The organism is Streptomyces sp. NPDC050263 (genome assembly GCF_040655955.1).
Lineage (GTDB): Bacteria > Actinomycetota > Actinomycetes > Streptomycetales > Streptomycetaceae > Streptomyces.
This window is the reverse complement of record NZ_JBFAKW010000043.1, coordinates 20,619-40,758: the sequence shown is the minus strand read 5'-3', so window position 1 is coordinate 40,758 and position 20,140 is coordinate 20,619. Positions and strand designations below refer to the sequence as shown.

22 protein-coding genes are annotated in these 20,140 nt (G+C 70.1%); 14 read left to right on the top strand and 8 right to left on the bottom strand.

The window, feature by feature from the left end:
• Positions 1-5: 5 nt before the first annotated feature.
• The 5 genes from AB0J04_RS20760 to AB0J04_RS20740 all read right to left on the bottom strand — a co-directional run bounded on the left by AB0J04_RS20760 (position 6) and on the right by AB0J04_RS20740 (position 2,850).
• Complete coding sequence (locus tag AB0J04_RS20760) at positions 6-683, bottom strand: hypothetical protein (RefSeq protein ID WP_363169983.1); 678 nt, start codon at positions 681-683, stop codon at positions 6-8.
• 202 nt (positions 684-885) lie between these two features.
• A complete protein-coding gene (locus AB0J04_RS20755) occupies positions 886-1,248 on the bottom strand; it encodes a DUF4913 domain-containing protein (protein WP_363169982.1) in 363 nt (120 codons plus the stop codon).
• The gene (locus AB0J04_RS20750; RefSeq protein WP_363169980.1) at positions 1,245-1,721 is read right to left on the bottom strand and encodes a hypothetical protein; all 477 of its coding nucleotides are present in this window, start codon (positions 1,719-1,721) and stop codon (positions 1,245-1,247) included. The genes AB0J04_RS20755 and AB0J04_RS20750 overlap by 4 nt, the downstream gene beginning before the upstream one ends.
• Positions 1,718-2,326, bottom strand: a complete 609-nt coding sequence (locus tag AB0J04_RS20745; protein ID WP_363169979.1) for a hypothetical protein — start codon at positions 2,324-2,326, stop codon at positions 1,718-1,720. Before AB0J04_RS20745 ends, AB0J04_RS20750 begins: the two co-directional genes overlap by 4 nt.
• A gap of 26 nt (positions 2,327-2,352) precedes the next feature.
• Entirely contained in the window at positions 2,353-2,850 is a 498-nt protein-coding gene (locus tag AB0J04_RS20740) for a hypothetical protein (RefSeq protein WP_363169978.1), read from the bottom strand.
• A 328-nt stretch (positions 2,851-3,178) separates the two neighbouring features.
• Between AB0J04_RS20740 and AB0J04_RS20735 the strand changes: the two genes are divergently transcribed.
• From AB0J04_RS20735 to AB0J04_RS20680, 12 genes are all read left to right on the top strand, one after another.
• Positions 3,179-4,855 carry a conjugal transfer protein gene (locus AB0J04_RS20735; RefSeq protein WP_363169977.1) on the top strand — a complete coding sequence of 559 codons (1,677 nt, stop codon included), beginning with the start codon at positions 3,179-3,181 and terminating at the stop codon, positions 4,853-4,855.
• A 60-nt stretch (positions 4,856-4,915) separates the two neighbouring features.
• The gene (locus AB0J04_RS20730) at positions 4,916-5,179 is read left to right on the top strand and encodes a hypothetical protein (RefSeq protein WP_307164503.1); all 264 of its coding nucleotides are present in this window, start codon (positions 4,916-4,918) and stop codon (positions 5,177-5,179) included.
• A 55-nt stretch (positions 5,180-5,234) separates the two neighbouring features.
• The gene (locus AB0J04_RS20725; protein WP_363169976.1) at positions 5,235-5,720 is read left to right on the top strand and encodes a hypothetical protein; all 486 of its coding nucleotides are present in this window, start codon (positions 5,235-5,237) and stop codon (positions 5,718-5,720) included.
• A 96-nt stretch (positions 5,721-5,816) separates the two neighbouring features.
• Positions 5,817-8,816: an ATP-binding protein gene (locus AB0J04_RS20720; RefSeq protein ID WP_363169975.1), complete on the top strand. Its 3,000-nt coding sequence runs from the start codon at positions 5,817-5,819 to the stop codon at positions 8,814-8,816.
• 53 nt (positions 8,817-8,869) lie between these two features.
• On the top strand, positions 8,870-9,460 hold the full coding sequence (locus tag AB0J04_RS20715; protein ID WP_363169974.1) for a hypothetical protein: 591 nt from the start codon (positions 8,870-8,872) through the stop codon (positions 9,458-9,460).
• A 62-nt stretch (positions 9,461-9,522) separates the two neighbouring features.
• Complete coding sequence (locus tag AB0J04_RS20710; RefSeq protein ID WP_363169973.1) at positions 9,523-11,715, top strand: hypothetical protein; 2,193 nt, start codon at positions 9,523-9,525, stop codon at positions 11,713-11,715.
• A 38-nt stretch (positions 11,716-11,753) separates the two neighbouring features.
• Positions 11,754-12,383, top strand: coding sequence for a hypothetical protein (locus tag AB0J04_RS20705; RefSeq protein WP_363169972.1), 630 nt, complete (start codon positions 11,754-11,756; stop codon positions 12,381-12,383).
• A 37-nt stretch (positions 12,384-12,420) separates the two neighbouring features.
• Positions 12,421-13,029: a hypothetical protein gene (locus AB0J04_RS20700; protein ID WP_363169971.1), complete on the top strand. Its 609-nt coding sequence runs from the start codon at positions 12,421-12,423 to the stop codon at positions 13,027-13,029.
• Positions 13,026-14,405, top strand: a complete 1,380-nt coding sequence (locus AB0J04_RS20695; protein WP_363169970.1) for a hypothetical protein — start codon at positions 13,026-13,028, stop codon at positions 14,403-14,405. Before AB0J04_RS20700 ends, AB0J04_RS20695 begins: the two co-directional genes overlap by 4 nt.
• Before the next feature lie 4 nt (positions 14,406-14,409).
• Entirely contained in the window at positions 14,410-15,108 is a 699-nt protein-coding gene (locus AB0J04_RS20690) for a hypothetical protein (protein ID WP_363169969.1), read from the top strand.
• A gap of 133 nt (positions 15,109-15,241) precedes the next feature.
• Positions 15,242-16,741 carry a WhiB family transcriptional regulator gene (locus AB0J04_RS20685; protein WP_363169968.1) on the top strand — a complete coding sequence of 500 codons (1,500 nt, stop codon included), beginning with the start codon at positions 15,242-15,244 and terminating at the stop codon, positions 16,739-16,741.
• A 23-nt stretch (positions 16,742-16,764) separates the two neighbouring features.
• The gene (locus AB0J04_RS20680) at positions 16,765-17,028 is read left to right on the top strand and encodes a hypothetical protein (RefSeq protein WP_351919009.1); all 264 of its coding nucleotides are present in this window, start codon (positions 16,765-16,767) and stop codon (positions 17,026-17,028) included.
• Positions 17,029-17,034: 6 nt separating this feature from the next.
• On the opposite strand, the gene AB0J04_RS20675 is transcribed toward AB0J04_RS20680, so the two are convergent.
• Positions 17,035-17,637 (bottom strand): Uma2 family endonuclease, encoded by a 603-nt coding sequence (locus AB0J04_RS20675; RefSeq protein ID WP_363169967.1) that lies wholly within the window; start codon positions 17,635-17,637, stop codon positions 17,035-17,037.
• A 167-nt stretch (positions 17,638-17,804) separates the two neighbouring features.
• Positions 17,805-18,263: an ATP-binding protein gene (locus AB0J04_RS20670; RefSeq protein WP_363169966.1), complete on the bottom strand. Its 459-nt coding sequence runs from the start codon at positions 18,261-18,263 to the stop codon at positions 17,805-17,807.
• Between the two features lie 197 nt (positions 18,264-18,460).
• On the opposite strand from AB0J04_RS20670, the gene AB0J04_RS20665 reads away from it, so the two are divergent.
• Both AB0J04_RS20665 and AB0J04_RS20660 read left to right on the top strand, forming a co-directional pair.
• Positions 18,461-19,342, top strand: coding sequence for a helix-turn-helix transcriptional regulator (locus AB0J04_RS20665; protein ID WP_363169965.1), 882 nt, complete (start codon positions 18,461-18,463; stop codon positions 19,340-19,342).
• A 9-nt stretch (positions 19,343-19,351) separates the two neighbouring features.
• A complete protein-coding gene (locus AB0J04_RS20660) occupies positions 19,352-19,537 on the top strand; it encodes a DUF397 domain-containing protein (RefSeq protein ID WP_363169964.1) in 186 nt (61 codons plus the stop codon).
• Positions 19,538-19,559: 22 nt separating this feature from the next.
• Here AB0J04_RS20660 and AB0J04_RS20655 read toward each other — a convergent pair whose 3' ends face one another.
• Positions 19,560-20,132 carry a hypothetical protein gene (locus AB0J04_RS20655; protein WP_363169963.1) on the bottom strand — a complete coding sequence of 191 codons (573 nt, stop codon included), beginning with the start codon at positions 20,130-20,132 and terminating at the stop codon, positions 19,560-19,562.
• Positions 20,133-20,140: the final 8 nt, after the last annotated feature.

The window sequence follows — 20,140 nt, the reverse complement described above, 5'->3', positions numbered from 1 at the left end:
CCGGGTCACTCCCCCGATTCGTCAGAGGCGCCCACGTCGCCGAGACCGAAGATGTCGAAGCCCGAGACGACCCAGGCGCCGCTCTCCTCCTTGACGGTCACCAGCCACTCGTTGGACTCCGTGGTGGTCTTGCCGTTCGCGGTCAGTGCGGCAGTCACGTCCACGACGCTGGAGATCGAACGACCGCTGTCCCGCACCAGGTCGTCCGAGATCATCGCGTCCCGCACGACGGTCGCCGTGCCCTTAGACGAGCACTCGTCGGCCTCGCACTGGGCCCACGCCTTGTCGGTGGGCAGGGTGGTCGCCTGCTCCATCTGCGTGTCGCCGGTGGTCAGTCGCAGCAGCGGGGCGCTCCAGGTCGCCGGCTTGCTGGCGTGGTCGTACGTGCTGAGGCCGGCCATGTACTTCGTCATGACCTCGTGCGCCTGGGCCACTTCGCCGAGTGCGACGATGGGAGTGGCACCGCCGCTCGGTGCCTGCGTGCCGTCCGATCCCGGGTCCGCGTTCGCGGCGTCCTGCCCGCCGGGCGTCGCGGCGGGAGTCGCCGAACCGCCGTTGCCGGCCCCGTCCCCGTCCCCGTCCCCGTCGAAGACGGTGAACACCGTGAGCACGGCGACCAGAAGAACTCCGAGCACCGCCAGGGCGAGCAGCCCCGAGCGCTTGCCCTCCGCAGGCAATTCCACGTTCCCGCGCCTCCCTTGTGCTGAGCCGGTACGGCGGGTGACCGGGACACGGTAGGTGGCAGGGGAGGTGGGGAGTCGGGGGAATTCCCGGCGGGGAAAGAGAGGGGGCGAGCGTCGGGAAAGGGGAGGAAAGCCGGGGCCGGGGCCCACCTCAGCGCGGTGCCGTCCGCCGCACGCGGATCCGGCGGACCGCCACGCGCGGTCACTCGGGCCGCGGTTCCACCGGCAGCGGGTCGAACGGGTACGCCGTGTGTCCGCCCTTGGGCGAACAGGCCGCGAACGGGCCCGAGTCGGCGTCCATCAGCACACGCAGATGCGGGTCCGCGTGATGCAGCCACCACGTCGACATGCCGAGCGCGGGGTCCTGACGCAGGTGTTCCCAGGCCAGCCAGAGCGCGGAGAGGCGGGCCCCCGCCTCGGGGTGCTCCCACCACCTCGGGCACCAGGTGGCCGAAGAGCCGTTGAGACGGCGGCGGATCATCTGGGCGAGGTAGTCGGAGACGAAGACGAAAACGTCCGCGAAGTAGAACTCCGGCTCCTCGGCGGCGGGTCCGGTACCGGTCATCGTTCGACTCCTGGGGGCTGCTGCTGAGGTAACAGGGACGGCACGGTCAGGGCCGCGGCCGGATCGAGGACTCCATGGCCCGCGGTCGGCCCGCGCGTGGCAGCGGAACGGGCGACGGGGCGTACGTCGACGCCGGGGAGGAACTCGTCGACGGCGGCGCGCTGCCCCGGCTTCGCCCCGGCGTTCAACTCCTCGTACGAATCGGCCAGTCGGCGTCGCCACCGGGCCGCTTCGGGGCCGTCGCGCAGCTTCTCGGATATCTCGACGCCGCCGAGCTTCTGCGCGAACTCCTTCAAGGAGGCCAGGTCCGGTATCCGACGGCCCTGTTCGTGGGCCGCTAGCCAGTCCGCGTAGATCCGCTCGGCCACCACCGCACCCTCCTCCCGCGACTGCCGCTGCGCCTGTCGCGAGGAGCTCTGCAGCGTCGGCGCGTCCGCGATCTCGGCCTGCGTCGGAGGAGCGTCGCAAATCACCCGGCCTCCCGCGCGGCCGGGTACACGGACAGGCTGATCATCGATCCGCCCGCCCGGTCCCGCGTCCACGTGGGGAACGACACCGGCTGCTCCAGGACGAACGCCGCGCCGCCCTCGCCCCGGTCCGTCCAGTGGGCGAGCCGGTACGGGCTGCGGCGCCGCAGCCGGGACTCCCGGTCCTCCCAGTACGCGGGGGCCGGCGGCGCCGGGAAGTCCTCGGCGTCCCAGGCGCCGGTCCACAGCGGAGCGCCCAGTACACCCGCGGCCACGTCCAGGCAGACGGGCCAGCGCTCGTCCGCGGCGGCCAGCACGGCGCTGTTGGCGCCCGCCCCGTCGGCCTTCACATGCCAGGCGTCGTATCCCACGCCGGAGACCGGGGCCCACTGGCCGTCCGAGTAGAACGTCAGCCTCCCGCCGCTCGGGCCGCGCGCGACCAGCTGCCGGTCGAACGTGAGGGGCTCCCACCCGTAGCGCCCGCACCACTCCCGCAGTATGCGCTCCGGGCCCCATGGCGGACCCGGCCACACCGAAGCCCAGTCGACGCCCCGCAGCACCGTCAGCTCCGCAGCGAGGTCCTGTGCCGTGCGGCCGGCCGTCTCCGTCACCGTGGCTACCCCTCTCGATCAAGCCATCAGGTCAGGACGATACCGAGCAGCAACAGCAGCACCACGATCGCACCCATGACGATGCGCGCCGTCGGATCCTCGCGTTCCCACAGATCGTGAACGACGGCCCAGCCGGTCATACGGGCGGCGCGGCCGCTCTGCAGCCGCGCGCCCACGGGCTGCTGTTCCTCGCTGTCGTCGTCCCCGTCAGACGTCGACGGCTCGTCGTGGTCGATCCCCACCGGCAGACCCTGCTGCTCCTGGGCCACCAGGACCATCTGCTCCAGGAGTTCGGGCATTGTGTTGGGCGTGAGGGGATAGGCGAAGGTGCCGTACGGCGTCTCCACGCACAGCCGGGCCTGCCACGGGTTACCGGGCTCGTAGCCGTCGACCCACGCACGGCCGGACTGGAACAACTGCGGGACCTGCAGGGCCGGGGGCAGTTGTCCGCCCGCCTGCACCTGCTGGGGCACGCCCGGGGTACGGGGATCGGGCTGCTGCGAAAGCCCGTGGTCGTCGCTCAACTCTCGTCCTTCGCCAGGTCCGTCGGGTCCAGGGGTGGTGCCGGGCACGTCGATGCGTCGGCAGACGCGCCCCGGGCATTGTGGGCCGAGGGCCTTCGGCGCGCCGACGTCTCTTCCCGACATGCCCCTGCCAGCTTTCCCGGCGGCTTTCCCGAAGGAGACCGGCCGGGAATCCTCCGACTCCCGACGAGGAAAGCGACACCGGTCCCGTGACGGGTCTTTGTCACACTGCCAGCGCACCTGGCTGGGCCAGGGCCCGTCGTGCGGTGCGGCCGTGACCCGCCCCGGCGGACGGACGGGGAATCGACTCGCTGGAGTAACCGACTCGATGACAGACCACAACAGCCCTGCTGGCGCGGTCGGCGGAGGCCAGCCTTCCGGGCAGCCCGGGTCCTTCGGTCCTTCCCAGCAGCCTCAGCAGCAGGCGTGGCAAGGGCAGGGACAGGGGCAGGGACAGCACGGTGCCGCCCCCCAGCAGCCACAAGCACCCCAGCCCCAGGCATCCCGGCCCCAGCCGCAGCAGTTCCCTTCCGACGCGGCCCGCGCGCAGGTCGCCGCCGCCTGGGTGCGCAACACACCCCGGGCCGGCCAGGCCGCCGTGCCGTCGCTGCCGCCGCGTGATGCGCGCCCCCAGGGCGAGTCGAAGCAGGAGAAGCGCGAGCGGGAGCGGGCGGCGCGCAAGGCCGCCTACGAGCAGAAGAAAGCGGAGAAGGAGCAGCGCAAGAGAGGCGGTACGGCTACGGCCGCCGCTGCCCCCGCAGCCGCACCCGCGCCTGCCGTGGCCGTCAGGGCCCAGACCGTGCCCCAGGCCCCTGCCCCGGCCCACCAGACGCTCTCCCCCAAGGCGGCCCCGGCCCGGGCCACCGCCCCGGCCGCTGCGTCCGCCCCCGCCCAGGCCGCGGCCCCCCACCGCGACTTCGTCGTCCCCAAGCCCGGTGGCCGTATCTCCACCGGTGGCCGCCGTACGCACGTCGCGCTCCGCGCCACCCTGCTGATCACCACGTGTGTGTTCGCGCTGGGCTCCTGCGGCGTGATGGGACTGGTGGTCGGCAAGTCGTCCGGGCCCTCGACCGCCGGGCTGGACACCGCCGATGTGAACAAGTACCGCCTCACCGACTTCCCCACCCAGCAGGCGGCGACCTTCGCGGAGCAGTACGCCCTGCTGTGCATGACGTTCTCCCCGGAGACCGCGTCCGCCCGCCGGGTGAACCTCGCTCGCTACGCGTCCTCCGGCGTCGACGCCGAGTGCGGCTGGAGCGGCGAGGGAACCTCCACCGCCGTCTCCGCCACCTGGGACGGGACCGCCGAGAAGCTTCCCGAGTACGGCGACCACGGCCGCTACATCGGCGTCCAGGTCCGCACCGACGACGGCACGCTCACCACGCTCACCGTCCCGGTGTACGTGAAGAACCTCACGACGGGCGAGGGCATGCGCGTCGCCGGCGACGTCGGCCAGATGCCGCTGCCTGCCCGCGCGGACGTGCCGGAGCTGGACCAGGACGACGAGGTCGTGGACGACGCCCTGGCACAGCAGCTCCAGCAGAAAGTGCTGCCGGGCTACTTCGCGGCCTGGGGCGCCTCCGACGCGACAGCCATGGCCCGGTTCACCACGACCGACGCCTCGCAGTCGGCCACGTCGGGCCTGTCCGGCCGGCTGGCGACCCCGGCGATCAACGACGTCGTCACGCTCGTCCCGACGGGTCTGCAGAAGACCAACCCCTACACCTACCCCGTCGGACAGGCCGTCGAGGTGCGCGTGGTCGTCGACTGGGGCGATCCGAAGAGCGAGACGGTGCGCCGCGCCTATCGGATGACGGTGGTGAACACGGCCCAGGGCTGGTTCATCAAGGACATCCGCGGCGGTGTGCTCGACTCACAGGGCGGACGGGCCGACACCGGCGGGGACACGGGCGCCGCCACCGGCACCGCCTCACCCTCGGCCGGTCCCTCGTCCTCCGCTTCCGCGTCCGCCCCCACGACCACCCAGTCGCCCAAGGGCCGATAACCCGACGCTTCCTGACCCGCATTCGCTCACCCACTGCTTCACCACCCGAGAGGAAACACCGTGTACCTGGCCGCCACCACGATGGAGGACATGTTCGGAGAGATCGAGACGATCCTCCGCAACGCCGGCACGATGGTCGCCGTCATCGCCCTCCTGATCCTCGGCATCCGCATGCTTCTGTCGATGAAGCGCGGCGACGGCATGCGCGAGGCCTTCCAGGGCTTCGGCATGATCGCGCTCGCCGCGCTCATCATCGGCGGCGCCACCGGCCTCGCCGGTCTGCTCATCGACCTCGGCGGCCAGATCGGCGGCGGCAACGGCTGACGTGCGTTTTCGGATGGACCGTCAGTAGCTGTCCCTACCAAGGGAGTTCACAGACATGAGCCAGGAGGCACCACCGGAGCCGCTGGTCGCGTACGACCACACCGATCTGGTCAACCGACCCAAGCGGATCTGGAACTGGGGCAACATCCCGCTGCCGGGCCTGCTGCTGCCCGCACTGGGCGCGGCCTTCGGCTTCGGGCTGCTCTGGCTCATCACGCTGTTCACGATGTCGGCGTTCCTGCCCTTCCTCGGCATGTCGATGTGGACGTCGATCCTCTACTTCGGGCCGCCGTTCGCCGTCTACTTCGTCTGGGGCCGGCCGCTGCCCTCGGCGCTCACTCTGAGCCAGCAGATCGTGGTGTGGACCGACTGGTGGTTTCAGCCCAAGCGTCTGCAGGGCCTCTCTGCCGACCAGGAGCCGGAGCAACTGCACTGGCAGGTCATCCTCTTCACCCCCGGTTCGCCGCGCTGGCAGGCCCGCTACGAGGCCGCCCGCCGGGCCGCCGCAGAGCGCGGCAGCGCCTTCTCCACCTATCGATGAGCCACACCACCGAGCCACGTGCCCAACCACCCGCCGAGCCACCGCCATCGCCACCGCTGACCTCTTACACGCCAACTACCGCAGGATGACTCCCCCATGTTCATGCTGATCCTTCTGGGCGGGGCGGCCGCCTTCTTCGTGGTCGCCATGATCATGGCCGCCACGTCGAGCAAGAAGAACGGCCAGGGCGGCCAGGGCGGCTCGAACCGGTCGTCCTCGGGCCGCTCCAAGCCGTCCGGCTCCTCGGCCCACGCCCGCCGCGAGGACCTCCGCCTCCCCTACCGCTACGCCGACGACATGATCTTCGTGCACGGCGACTCGGTGTGGACGGGCATGGTCCTGCCCAACGCCATCGACGAGTACCTGAACGCCGGCGAGCTCCAGGCGATGGCCGAGGGCCCGGCCCGCGGTCTGCTCAACCTGGCCCGCGGCGACCGCAACGTCGAGTGCCACTACCGCAAGGTCTACCAGCCGATCACCGCGCTGACCTGGGCGGAGGAGCTGAACGCGATCGCCTGGGAGCCGACCGACAACTACAAGGCGTACAACCTGCGCAAGGCCGAGTACCAGGAGCGCATCGGCGCCAAGCGGGAGCGCAACATCCTGCTGGTGAAGCTGGGCTCGCTGAAGCGCACCAACGGCGGCAGCGGCGTCCTCGCCCAGGACGACGAGCCGTACGACGAGCCCGGTCTCCTCCAGGGCGTCCGCGGCGCCGCCGACCACGCCGCCGCCACCGCGACCGGCGTCGCGGACGAGTACCTCTCCCCGCACGTCCTCGCCGAGTGGACGCAGACGGCCGTCGAGGTCCACGAGAGCCTGGAGGGCCTCAAGGGCACCCCGCTCAGCCGCGAGGAGCTCGTCTGGCTGATCCGCAAGCCGCTGCACGGCGACCTCCCGGTCCCGCCGGAGCCGGTGCTCGGCTCGCGCGCGTGGGGCCCCGACCAGTTCGACCTGGTCGTCGACTTCTCCGGCGAGAACCGCAAGACGCACATCGTGCTGAACCAGTACGACGAGGTGACGGGCGAGCAGCAGACCAGCTACACGACGACGCTCGTCGCCGCCAACTGGCCGGCCGAGACCCGCTTCCGCCAGTCCACGGCGTGGGCCCGTTACGCCGCCCAGCACGTGGAGTTCCCGGTCGAGATCGACATGCGGTTCACGCTCATCCCGTACCTGAAGTTCAAGGACCGCGCCGACAAGATCCGCGGCAACCTGGTCGACGAGATGAACGACATGGCCAACTCCGGCCGCAGCCCCGACACCAAGCTGGCCACGCAGGTCACCCGCGCACAGGAGCTCGTCGACGACATCGACGAGCACAAGATGCCGGGCATGGAGGCGCAGATCCGCTTCACGATCTCGGCGCACGACGTGAAGGAGCTGGAGCGGCGGCGCCGGGTGCTGGAGATGCAGTTCAAGCAGGACCTGAAGGTCACGCTGCTGCGCCCGACCCGTCAGCAGTGGCGGCTGCTCCAGTCCCAACTCCCGGGTGACGCGCCCAAGTTGCCGATCGCTCCGTACCTGAGGTTGCAGGAGGTCGAGCAGTTGGGCGCCGGACTCCCCACCGCGGGCACGGAGTTGGGCGACAACCCCGAGCAGCGGTCCGGCAAGCGGCTGGGCTGGGTCGGCAACCTGGTCGGCTGGGCGGGCAAGATGCCGGTCCACTACTCGCTGCACGTCGGCCCGGCCCGCAACGACGGCGGTGGCCTGGCGATCGTCGGCGCGTCGGGTGGTGGAAAGTCCTCCCTCGCCCTCCAGAAGTTCTACGAGGAGTCGGAGTCGGGCGTCCGCTGTCTGGTCATCGACCCGAAGACCGACTTCGCCCAGCTGTGCTACTACCTGGCCTTCGGCTCCCAGGTGAACGACCCGGCCTTCGCGAGCGACGCGGAGACGGGCCTCCTCGGCACCGAGCAGAGCCGGTTCCAGCCGGTGAACCCCGAGTTCTGGGCCGAGACGGAGGTCGTCGACCTCCTCAAGGGCCAGGCGGGCGTCCTGGACCCGTGGGTCATCGCCCGGGACGTCCCCGCAGGCCGCCTCCTCGCCGAGTCCATGCTCCGGGGCTTCCTCGGCGACGACGACTACCAGCGCGTCCGCCTCCCCGTCATCGAGGGCATGGCGACGGTCATCGGCCGCTACAACTCCGCGATCCGCCAGGCGGTCGAGCAGGGCCACACGGCCCGCGACGCCGAACTCGCCGTCCCCCGCCCGACGTTGTGGCAGGTCGTGGACGAGGTCGTGGCGGCGTACGACCAGGCGGTGGCGTCCGGCGACCGGGAGGCGATCAAGGACCTGAAGCTCGCGCAGATGCTCCTCACGGAGCTGCGCACGCTCCCGTACGCCCGGCTCTCCTTCGCCGAGCGCCCGCAGCCGCTGTCCAGCATGCGCAAGCGGCGCACGGTCATCACCCTGCGCGGTTTCCAGTCCCCCGCGGCCTCCGACCCGCGCAGCTGGAACCCGGCGGAACGCCTCGCGGCCACGGCCCTGATGGCGGTCGTGGAGCTGGGCAGCCAGATGCTCGACGTCGGCTATGAGAAGAACCCGGTGACCGGCGAGATCGGGCTGCGCCCGAAGGCGCTCTTCGTCGACGAGGCGTACGTCGTCACCGCGACCGAGTCCGGCCGCGACCTGATGCGCCGCGCGCTGAAGCAGGGCCGTTCCTACCTCGCGGTCACCGTCCTGATCACCCAGCAGGCCATCGACCTGGTCCAGATCGAGGACTCCGAGGCCCGCAGCGGCGGCGCCAACCAGATCCACACGGTCTTCGCCTTCAAGCAGAAGTCGGCGCAGGAGGCGTCCCTGGTGGCCCCGCTCCTGGGCCGCCCGGAGAACGACCCGAAGGTCATCGCGGCCCTCCAGGAACTCCGCACGGGCGTCTGCCTCCAGCGCGACGCCGACAAACGCGTCGGCACGGTCGCCGTCGACCTGGTCTTCAAGGAGATCCTGGCCGCCACGGACACCAACGGCACCACCCGCCCGGCCCGGCAGGGCGTCAACCCGCCCCTGAGCGTGTGGGACTGGACGTTCCTCCAGGAGGTCGAGGAGGACCCGGCCACGGCACAACGCTCAGATCAGAACGCGGCCACCCAGCCGGTATGACCGCGCGCGAACCCGCCGCCGACCAACCCCCATCAGCACTGAGGACGGACACCATGCGAATCAAGCGAGCGCTCGCGATCGGCGCCACCCTCGTCGCGTTGACGGCGGTGGGGGCGTGCGGGAGCGACGACAAGGCCCAGAACAGCGGGGGCGAGAGCCCGGCCGCCGGTCTCTCCGGCGTCCTCGGGCAGGACGCGGGCGGCGGCCTGCCCAAGGCGTCGGACATGGCGTCCATCGCCTACTACCTGAACAAGTACACCTCCTGCCTGAACCTCCAGACGGGTGCCGACTACGACGCCGACCATGAGGGCGGCGACAAGGCGTGGGGCGCAGACAAGGCGGCGGACCCGTCCTGGGGCATCAAGGAACGGGGCGCGTGCAGCGACGCATCCGGTGACCTGATCACCCTCCTGTCCGTGGCAGACATGAAGAAGTTCCAGACCGCGGCCAAGGCGAACAACGACCAGTTCGCGATCGGCCAGGACTTCGCCGTCGTTCCGGTCGGGAGCCAGGCCATCCAGGAACTGCAGAAATCCGAGCTGCTGTTCCTGACCTGCGATCCGGACTTCTCCGCGCCGAGCGGCTTCCAGAAGAGTCCGGCCCTCGTCGACGGCTGCGTGCTGAGCGACTACTTCCCGAGCTGAACCGGCCCGCCCTTTCGGCTCCTCTCTCCGTTCCCGCGTTCCCGAAGGAATCCAGAATCCAGATGCCCTCGCGCAAAGCGTTGCAACGGGCCCTCACCAAGGCCGCCACAGCCGTCCGCGCAGTCGTCTTCGTGGCGCTGACCCTGACGGCCGTCTCGCTGGCCATGCCGACCCCGGCGTACGCGGGCTTCTCCTGCGAATTCACGGGCGACGACAGCTACCAGATGGACACGCCGGGCACCAACGGCGAGTCCATGTTCGCCGCCGTCATGCAGTGGGACCAGGACACCAAGCAGTCGACGACGCTCCTGGACGCATCCGGGACGACGACCGGCGCGGTGAAGATGCCGAACCCGCCCGACACGTACACGATGTACGAACTCAACGGCATGCGCGGCATGAACTGGTCCCAGACCTTCAAGGGCCGGGGCGACGCCTCCGAGAGCGACAGCGACTGGAACTTGGGCAACGGTGCCGACGACTGCTCGGTGATGTCGTACATCAACAACGGCATCGCCGACTCCATCCTCAACGGCACCAAGATCCTCACCCGGGCCGCCATCTCCATCAAGGAGTCCGCGTCCAACCCCAGCCCGCTCGCCGGTCTCTACGAGGGCCGCGACAGCGTCGTGACGACGCTGAAGGAGAACGTGCTGCGTCCGGCCGTGCCGGTGATGATCCTGCTGGTCGGCCTGTGGGTGTTCACCAAGTGGCGCAAGGGCGACATGCGTGAGGTGTGGGCCGGCATCTCCTGGTCGGCGTTGACGATCATCGCCGTCACCGCGTTCCTGACAGGCGGCAACTACGACAAGTTCGTGAGCACCGCCGACTCCTACATCGCCCAGGCCAACTCCTCGCTGACGGAGGTCGTCCTCGCCGGTGTCTCGGGCGAGACCCAGTCGCCGTGCGACCTGGACAAGGGCGCCTACAACCGTGGCCTGCGCATCTCCAGCTGCGCCATGTACGACACCCTCGTCTTCCGGCCGTGGGCCCTCGGGCAGTTCGGTGACGCGGGCAACAACTGCATCTTCAAGAACGAAGGCGGCGGCGAGATCAGGAACGGCGTCTGCATCCCCGCCGAGAAGGGCATGACCTGCGACTGGGGCAAGGGGGCCCGCTGCGAGGACCTGCGGGTGATCCAGCTCGCGGCCCAGTCGAAAACGAACATCGACGCGTTCAGCGACAAGAAGCTCAACAAGTTCGACGACGTGTGGAAACCCATCCGACGGGAGATCGCGGGCGGCAAGGACAAGGGCGAAGAGGTCGACGACATGCACGTCTACCCGGTCGCCTTCGACGACTGGGCAGGCAAGAACGCCGGCAACCGGGTGGGGCTCGCCTTCTACTCCATCATCGCCGCGCTCATCGTCGGTCTGATGGTCATCGTCCTGAGCGGCCTGACCCTGCTGTGGCATGCGGTCACCCTGATCCTCGTCATCCTGCTGCCGCTGGTGGCCACCATCGGCATCCACCCCTCGCAGCAGAAGCTGCTGAAGAGCTGGCTGGAGACGTTCATCCACAGCTTTGTGCTGCGGGCGGGCTTCGGCGTGATCCTGACCGTGCTGCTGGTGCTGTACCAGATGATCCTGCCGGCCAAGGTCGCCCTGGGCACCCAGCTGCTCATGCTGCTCCTGGTGACCATCGCCATCGTGATGATGCTGAAGAAACTGCTCGGCGGGAACTTCACCCCGCAGGTCGCGGGCGGCGAGGACGTGCTCGGCATCCGCGACACCGCGGGCAAGGTGACCGCCATGGCGCCGGGCCTCGCCGCGTCCGCCGCCAAGACCTCGGGCCGCGTCGCAGGCGGGGTCGCGGGCGGCGCGGCGAAGGGCGTCGACAGGGTCGTCGCCGGTGGCAGGGGCCGGGACAAGATGCAGCAGTGGGGCTGGATCGGTCAGTCCAAGCGCGAGCAGCGCAAGACCCAGCACCAGACGGCGGAGACGACGCGCAAGCAGCACGAGATGACCCGGGAGGACTTCGAGGCACGGCAGGCGCCGGAGCCGGAGTCGTCCCCCGCGCCGACGCGCGGTCGCCGGGTCAGCGGCGGCAGCCAGCCCGCCGCGCAGCCGGCGCCCCCGTCCGAACCTCGCCCGATGCCCGCCCCTGCTCCCGCAACCGCTCCGGCTCCGCAGCAGCCTCAGCAGCAGGCCGCGCCGTCGGCTCCGCGCCCCGCACCCACACCGCCGCCCGCAACCCCGTCCCTGCCCTCACCCCCGCCGCCCCGGGACCCCCGCGGTCCCAGCGGCCGCGTCTGACCCTGCCCACTCGCCCGTAAGCCTCCGAGGAGCCACCGATGCCCGCCCTGACCGCCGATCGCACTCCCGGCCAACTGGTCGCGGAACTGGAGCGGCTCATCGGCGTGGACTGGCCGACGGTGTGGGCGGGTGTCCCGGAGGACAAGGAGAAGCGGGCGGCCTGGTGCGCGGGCTTCGAATGGCAGCCGCTGTGGTTCGAGGGCGGCCTGCGGGTCCGCACGGCCCTGGGCGGCCGCCTGCACCTGGCCTCGGCGGCACCGGCCCGCCCGGTGACCCGGATCGACCACACGGTGTGGGCGGCCCGGGCCCGGGACACGGACGAGAACCAGCAGGTCACCGATCTGGCCGAGGCCCGCTGGGCCGCCTGCCTGACCGCCCTGCGCGGCCTGCTGGGCAACCCGGTCTGGGACGGCTCCTGGGACACGCCCGACTTCCCGGAGCTGCCGGGTCCGGGGGCGTGGCCCGACGCCCGGTGGCGCGCGGAGCACCAGGATCCGTACCGCGTCGCGGTGTGGCGGTTCCGGGTGCCCCAGGCGCCGGTCTTCGAGCTGAGGATGACGCGCGGCGCGACGGCACGAAGGGGTCCGGTACCGGCCGATGCGAGGATCGGTCTCGCCTGCCACGACCCCGCCCACGCGGAGTCCCGACGGCGGGCGCGGCACGGATGAACCGCAGCCGTGCGGAACGCGAGGAAGGTGACAGGCGATGACGACCCTCAGGATCGACTGCAGCCCCGGACAACTGGCCGAGGAGTTCAAGGCACTCGAGCACGTGGACTGGCCCGCCGTCTGGGCCGGCCCGCCGAACCCCGGTCAGGCGCTGGACGACTGGTGCGCGCTGTTCGGCTGGACGCCGACGTCGGCGGAGCGGGTACTGACGGTACGCAGCGCGACGGGCCAGGACTTCGGGCTCTACCCGGTGCGCGAGGCTGGCTGGGCACCGGTCAAGCAGCTCAGTTGGACCAGCTGGGACATGTGGGCAGAGAACACGTCCGAGAACGAGGAGGTCCTCGCCCAGGCGGCCAGGACCTGGGCCGCGTACTTGGAGGCGGCACGCCCCGTACTCGGTGACCCTGCCTTCGCCGGCGCCTGGGACGACCCCACCTTCCCGGAACCGCCCCACGACCGGCACTGGCTCATGCCCCGCGACCTCCGCATGGAGGACATGGACCCCTATCGCATGGCCGTATGGCGCGAGGACGGTCCGGAAGGACGCATCACCGTACTCACCATCAGCCTGGGATCCGCCCTGGTGCCGGGCGAGCTGCGAAGCGCGCGCATCAACGTCGACTGCTATCCGCCGGAGGCCGTGTGATCCAGGTACATGTCTCGGACCAGGTCCTCGACGATGCCCGTGACCGCCAGCGGACGGGCGAGGCCGCCCTGACACCTGCCGAGGCCAGGCGGATCGGAAAGAGGCTGCGCGACGGCATCAGCGGTCTGCCCCCCGACAAGTACCGGGAACAGCTCCGCATACGGCTCAGGAATCTTGCAGCCGCCCAAGACGTCGATCTTCCCGCCCCGGACACCCGGTCGACCTTCTGGTCCTACCAACTGGAAGACCACCCCGACCTCGACGTGCATACCGGGGAAGCGCTCTACAGCATGCACATGGCGGCCGCCTACACGGAGGCGCAGAACTCGATCGTCCCGGAGACCTTGCGGTACCTGGAGGGCACTCCTGGCGGTAAGGCCCTGGGCGAACTCCACCTGTGGGACCCCCAGGTGCAGAACGAACTCAAGCTGACCAAGGACGAGGGCAGGGACTTCGCCTACGAAGCCTGGGGCACCCTCTCCGAGAAGTACGCCGCGAAGACGGAGCACGAAGCCCTCTTCTTCATGTCCGAGCTCAACCCGAACACCGTCGCCTTCCAGACGGAGTCCCGGCAGCTCCGCCAGGACGGCAAGCTCGACATCATCCAGTTCATGTACCCGGCGCCGACGCAGAAGTACGCGGATCTCGCCCCGGAGACGCAGGAGTTGCTGGCCTCCCAGGCCGTCCGCGCACAGGTCCACACCTTCGCGACCAAGGAGAACGACGCCAAGTACACGCCGCTGACCAAGGCCGGCTACCTGGACCTGGAGCAGCTTGCGGCGCTCCCCACCCCCGAGGCCCAGCGCGCCGCCGTCCTGGAGGTGTGCGCCCGGGTGGCGACCATGGACGGCCCCGCCCGCGCGGCCGACGTGGAGAGACTCGTCGAGGAGATCAAGGTCCTGCGCCCTGATCACGAGGTCACGCTGCCCGGTCTCGAGGACCGGGAGTGGGCGGCCGACCTCCGCGGTCGAGGATGGGACTCCCAGGTGGCAGCCCTGCCGGAGGCCTCCGGCACCCACGGCCGGTACGTCCCGGACGCCGAAGTCGACTCCGAGACGGGACCGGCCCTCCCCGAGTCGCCCACCCTCCCGGCGCCGGCGGCCGAACTCCCCGGCCGGGAACAGGACTCGCAGCCGACAGCACCGTCCAAGGCCGTCGGCGCCCACGGCCAGTACCTCCCCGGCGTCGCGGTGAACGCCAAGGCGGGACCGGCGGCGCCCCAGCCTCCGACCAACCCGGTGAAGACCGCCGGCGTCGCCTCCACCCATGGCTTCCTGCCGGGCGTCGCCCCCCAGCCGAAGTCGATCGCCCCCGCGGCCGCCCCGCAGGCCCCTCCGGCCCCCGAGCAGTCACGCGACTCCGGAATGGGGGTGTGACCCGATGACCCGGCCCATGAACCGCACCCCGCGCACCCCGCACGCGAAGCCCCGCGCCGACCGGAAGCGCGACGCCGGCCGACCGGACAAGCGCACCGCCGCCAGGGGGCTCACCCACCTCCGCCGCCTCCTCCACCAGGACGAGAACGACTCCTGGGCGGTCAAGCTCCTCCCCCGCATCGTCTTCGGCCTCGCCGCCGCCTACACACTCTTCGCCATCGCCTCCGAGAGCGGCTCCAGCTTCATCACGGTCTGCGCGTTGATCGTCCTCGGCGCGTTGGTCTGGCTGCTCCGCCGCCGTGGCCAGCTCCTCCTGGGCCTCGGGGCGACGATCCTCTCGGCCGCGTTCACCGGGCTGTTCTCCGCCGTGGGCGACTCGGCCCGTATGTCCACGAGTTCGACCGTCACCGGCCAGGCCGCCTTCGGCTACTGGGCGCTCGCCGGCATGGCGCTCCTCGGCGCGTGGATGGTGAAGGACCACCCGGGCCGACGCGGCGTCACCGTCGTGCTCGCGGATGTGATCCTCGTCATCGCGTCCGTCGTCGGAATGTTCCTGCCCGAAGCGGGCGTACCGCTCGGTTTCCTGGGAGTGATGGGCGTACTGGCCTTGCGCGGCAACAGCGCGAAAGCCCTTGCATCCCGTACCCGCCAGGCACTTGGCCGCCTGCGGCCCCGCAAAGCCGGTGACCCGGCGGACAGTTGAGGTCCGTGTGAACTTTTCGTCTCGTCACTGTGCCAGATCGGCACATGCTTTGCAGATGCGTTGCACCGGCTTGACGGGTCGTTCTAGAGTCCCCTCCGATCACGGATCACCACGGGGGACTACACACATGCGTATGGCCAGCCATACGGTGCTGCACGCGCGGCCGACGCGCGGACCGGTACATGGGCCGGGAGCTCACATACCGGACGCCGCCCTGCCCTGCCAGCGCCGACCGGACGTCTTCCAGCACCCGCTGCTGGAAGCGTCGACCGAGACATCGACCGGCATCCCGGACATCTCTCCCGAACAGCGCCACCAGCACCTCGTCCTGCTGCGCACCGCCCGCGACCTGTGCGCTTCGTGCCCGTTGTGGCAGGAGTGCCTCCAGGACGCGATCGCACACGCGGAGCCGTCCGGCTACACGGCCGCGACGACGCTCGAGGACCGCCGCTGGATCCGCCGAACGCTCGGCACCGGCGACGCCAACGGCAACCTCCCGACCCACAACACCGGCGAGGGCCCCGGCTCGGGAGACGCCTCCCGCCGCCTCCTCCGCCTGCGCTCCCGCACCACCGACGCGGCCGCCCGACACGCCGCCGAGCGCGGTCAGCCCGAACTGGCACGCATCCTCGACGCGTTCGACGCCCGTCAGGAACAAATGGCCGCGCTGCGCCGCGAGTTGCCCGCGATACCCAGGCAATTGCACGAGCACACCGCCGCACGGCGGACACACGGACACTCCCACCCGGAAAGCAGGAGCGAGGACATGCCATCGGCCGAGTCCGGGCAGCGGATCGCCTTCTCGTACGAGGATCCCGCCCAGGCCGTGCGCCAGGCCCTGCTGGTCCCGCTGATCCGCTCCGCCCTGCCCACGCTCGACCGCCTGGAGCAGTTGGTCACGATGCTGGCGAGCGTGCCCGGCGGCGACATCGCACCGGAGCTGCCGGAGCACCTGCGCGCCGTGCGGAAGGCCGTGGAGGCGGTGGCCTCGGAGGGCTGCCGCGACGACCCCGCCGAGGCCGCCGCCGACACCGCCGCCCCCCTCCGCGCCCTGACCGGCTCGGTCTCCGTCGAGCTCGCCACCACCGACCCGGTGGCGGCGCTGCGCCGCGACTTCCTGGAACCGCTGCTGCGCGAACTGGCCTCCGCGCTCGCCAACATCGAGAAGGTGGCGACGATGCTCGCCGCGACCTCGGCCGGCGACGAAGTCCACCTGGAGCCGATCCGCACCGCGCTCCAGGGCGTCCGCGCCTGCCTCCCGCACCCGGCCCCGGCCGGCAAGACGTCGCCCGCCGCCCCGGGCCAGGCCGCCCACGGCACGCCGCCCGACACCCCCAGCATCCGCGCCGCCGTCGAAACCGCCGTGACCACCTTCCCGGGCCCCTTCTCCTCCCGCGACGTCCTGCGCGCGCTGCCGCCCGGCGTCTACGGCGACCCCTCGAAGACGATCAGCAACGTCCTGTCCGCCCTGGTCAAGTCGGGCCGCCTACAACGCCTCGCCCGTGGCACGTACGCTCGCACCGTGGACGTCCCCGACGTCCCCGACGCCGCTGCCCTCCCCGACGTCGCCGCCGTCCCTGCCGTCCCCGTCCTGCCCGGCCGACCCGAGCCGGACGAGGCGAAGAGCGCCTGAGCCGGAAGGAACCCACCGCCCCGATGACCGAACCGACGCCCACACCCCCGCCTCCGGCCACGGCGGACGCCCAGGTGCACGTCTTCTCCCCCAACGCCGGTCTGATCGACGGCGTCCCGGTCACGGCTCCGCCCTACGGCGACATCCAGGACGTCGTCCTGTCGATCCTCCAACAGCGCGCCCAGCAACTCGGCGCACCCACCCCGGCCACCATCACCGACAACCGCTACGGCGGCGCGATCCGCCTCCTCATCCACCCGGACGGCACGACGGAACAGCTGGGCTGAGCAGCTTCAGCCCCGCTTGGGCCCGGTGATCGCCTCACCGATGACAAACCCCTTGGCGGGGCCTTTCGGGAGGGTGACGTCGGTGCCGTAGGGGACGCGGTGAACGTCCTCCCAGTCGGCCTTGCCGGGCTGAGGCCCGATGAACAGGGTGACGGCACCCTGGTCGTGGTAGTCGTCGATGAGGACGTAGACGGGAACACCGGCGCGGGCGTACTCACGGCGCTTACGGACGTGGTCGCGGTCCTGGTCGCGCTTGCCGCGTGAGGCGACCTCCACGACGAGCCGGACCGCCGCCGCATCGACGCCAAGTTCGTCGTCGTCCGCATACGGATCCAGATCCTCCGGGGCGACGAGTACATCGGGAATCCACACCTTGCGCCGGAAGACGACATTGGTGTCCTGATACGCCGCGTACTCTCCCTCTCCCAAGTAGCGAGCCAGCGCATCGCGCAGGCGATTGACGATCCGAGCGTGTGACAGACGTCCGGTGGGCGACACCTCGACGGCTCCCTCGATGATCTCAGCGCGGTAGCCCTCGGGGAGTTCCATGGCCTTCCATGCCTGCCACACGACCTGGTCCAGGTCGGGGCCGTTCTCAGGCGTGGACACGGGCTCGATCCTGGTCTCAGGCATGGGCTCGGGCCTCTCGTGCGCAAGAGCGGTCATGGCGGCATCACCTCCTCAAGTGTGGGCTTGACGTCCCTTGGGCCACGAGCGACGCGATCACGGTAGGTACGGCAATACGTCCGAACAGGAACAGGGGGAAGCCTTCCTGTTCACCCGTTCGAGCGACAGCGGAAGGATCCACCGCCCGCACCCAGCTCGAACCACACCCCCTTCGCATACCGCCCCGCCCGCTCATCGGCCACACCCCACCCGTCCGCCATCTCCTCCACAAGGGCCAGCCCTCTCCCCCAACAGGCGACGGCCCCTGCGGCGGGCCGGGCCACGACCGGCGGGTCCGGACTCTCGTCGAAGACGCTCACCCGGAGACGGGCCGGGGTCAGCCGGATCCGGAGCATGGCGGCACCCTTGGTGTGCAGATGCACGTTCGTCACGAGTTCCGAGGTGCAGAGCGCCGCCGGCATGACGAGGACCTCCCGGTCGTGCGTGAAGAGAACGGCCCGCACGAAGTCCCGACACACGCGAGGCGAGGTGACGTCGGCGGGGGCGAACAGGCTGTATTCGTGGGTGAGTTGCGCGGCACGGTGCGCGGCTCGGCGAGCGGGGTTCATGAGGCGCGGCTCCTTTGCATGCCCGGCGATGGCGTCGCCCACGGGGTGCGGGTGCTCTGTCGGCTTACGGGCTCTGCGTGAGTAACTACCAACGAACGGTAAGCGGATGGGGCTTTCATTAACAACCCATTCACCCTTTCGGTGGACCAATCACGCCCACCACGGCAGACTTTGGATACGCCGACAAGGAGAGCCCCGTGGGACTGCGCACGACCATCAGCGAGCGTCAGCGGCGACTCGGCTTCGAACTCAAACACCTGCGCGAACAAGCGGGATTGACCGCAGGTGAGGCGGCCGAACAGATCAACATGGGCCGGGTTCAACTCAGCCAGATCGAAACCGCCAAGACGAGCATCCTGACCCCACGCCTGCGTGAGCTCTGCAACCTCTATGGTTGTACAGATACGCCCTACGTCGAGTTCTTGGTCGCCATGTCCGAGGCAACCGGTAAGGGCTGGTGGAGCGCTTACAAGAAGCACCTCGGGTCCGCCGCACTCAACCTGGCCGAGTTGGAGAACGAAGCCGAGACGCTACGGCTGCACGAGTCCTTCTTCGTCCCGGGACTCTTCCAGACCGCCGACTACGCGCGGGCCATCTTCAACAGCCCGAAGCTGGGGTTCGAGAACCTTGAGCACGGGCTGGGATTCCGCCTGGAACGGCAGCATGTCCTCACCCGCGAGAACCCGCCGACCGTCCACGCCGTGATCCACGAGGCGGCACTGCACATGCGGTTCGGTAGCGTCCGAGTCGTCCGCGAACAGTTGGTGCGGCTCATCGAACTGGCCCGACTGCCCAACGTGACCATCCAGATCTATCCGTTCAGCGCACAGGCGTACGCGGCCCTGAGCGGCAACTTCGTCCACGCCATCCCCGCCACAACGCGGCTCGGTACAGTGATCCTCGACCGGGCGACCGGCTCCGACTACCTGCGTCAACCGGCCCAACTACAGCAGTACGACGCCCTGTTCGAGCGCCTCACGGAAAACGCCCTACACCCTGTCGACGTATCGTTGGCCCCCGAAGCACACTCGGTGAAGGACTCACTCGCCCTGATCCAGCACCTGCTCTACACGCTCTAGGAGGCCCGAATGCCCGAACTGCGCTGGCAGAAGTCGACGTTCAGCGGCGGCCCCGAAAGCAACTGCCTCTACCTCGCCCCCACCCCCGACGGAATGATCCGCCTCCGCGAGAGCGACACCCCGGACACCATCCTCTCCACCGCCCCGGAAACCCTGGCCGCCCTCCTCGAGCACGCCAAGCGGCAGTCGGCGTGATCAACGCTGCCGGGTGAGCCCGTCAGTCGGTGGGGCCGGTACCGGAGGGCGGAGCGCCGGCCCTGTCGATATCGGCGAGCACAGCTCGTGAGTTCCTGATGCTCAGTTCGAGTACCTCACGGCGGAAGTTGCCGGGCTCCCGCTGATAGCGCCCCTTACCCACCTCGGAAACAAAAGCGCTGGCGGGAACCGCATCCTGTCCCGGCGGAATGAACTTGACGACCTCTTCGTAAGCGGCGAGCACATAAGCCACAGCCTCGCGATGCTTGTAATGCTCGGATTCAGGCGCGTTGAGAAGCTGAACCCCCGTGGATTCCGCGATCCGGAAAGCGACGTCGAGGAACTCCCCTGGGTCGATGATCTGCGACGGCTCAGGTCCCCCGAAAGCGGGCGGAGGCGGCGGCACCTCCTCCGCCATCCGGAAGGCGAAACGACGAGTCGTGCCGCACTGTCGGCACGCACCCTCGTACACCGCCACGAGATCGTCCCCGTGCTGCTCCAGCCGATGCTGCCGATCGAAGTCACCAGAACCGCACTCACAGGGATGCAGATCCATGTAGAGGTGGGCTTCGAAGGCTGAGCGCGCAGTCAACATGACATGAT

Coding starts and splice junctions, on each gene's coding strand:
- AB0J04_RS20655 (WP_363169963.1), bottom strand. CDS start 20,132: ATGTTGACTGCGCGCTCAGCCTTCGAAGCCCACCTCTACATGGATCTG.
- AB0J04_RS20690 (WP_363169969.1), top strand. CDS start 14,410: ATGACCCGGCCCATGAACCGCACCCCGCGCACCCCGCACGCGAAGCCC.
- AB0J04_RS20680 (WP_351919009.1), top strand. CDS start 16,765: ATGACCGAACCGACGCCCACACCCCCGCCTCCGGCCACGGCGGACGCC.
- AB0J04_RS20715 (WP_363169974.1), top strand. CDS start 8,870: ATGCGAATCAAGCGAGCGCTCGCGATCGGCGCCACCCTCGTCGCGTTG.
- AB0J04_RS20725 (WP_363169976.1), top strand. CDS start 5,235: ATGAGCCAGGAGGCACCACCGGAGCCGCTGGTCGCGTACGACCACACC.
- AB0J04_RS20660 (WP_363169964.1), top strand. CDS start 19,352: ATGCCCGAACTGCGCTGGCAGAAGTCGACGTTCAGCGGCGGCCCCGAA.
- AB0J04_RS20670 (WP_363169966.1), bottom strand. CDS start 18,263: ATGAACCCCGCTCGCCGAGCCGCGCACCGTGCCGCGCAACTCACCCAC.
- AB0J04_RS20735 (WP_363169977.1), top strand. CDS start 3,179: ATGACAGACCACAACAGCCCTGCTGGCGCGGTCGGCGGAGGCCAGCCT.
- AB0J04_RS20705 (WP_363169972.1), top strand. CDS start 11,754: ATGCCCGCCCTGACCGCCGATCGCACTCCCGGCCAACTGGTCGCGGAA.
- AB0J04_RS20720 (WP_363169975.1), top strand. CDS start 5,817: ATGTTCATGCTGATCCTTCTGGGCGGGGCGGCCGCCTTCTTCGTGGTC.
- AB0J04_RS20685 (WP_363169968.1), top strand. CDS start 15,242: ATGGCCAGCCATACGGTGCTGCACGCGCGGCCGACGCGCGGACCGGTA.
- AB0J04_RS20710 (WP_363169973.1), top strand. CDS start 9,523: ATGCCCTCGCGCAAAGCGTTGCAACGGGCCCTCACCAAGGCCGCCACA.
- AB0J04_RS20700 (WP_363169971.1), top strand. CDS start 12,421: ATGACGACCCTCAGGATCGACTGCAGCCCCGGACAACTGGCCGAGGAG.
- AB0J04_RS20755 (WP_363169982.1), bottom strand. CDS start 1,248: ATGACCGGTACCGGACCCGCCGCCGAGGAGCCGGAGTTCTACTTCGCG.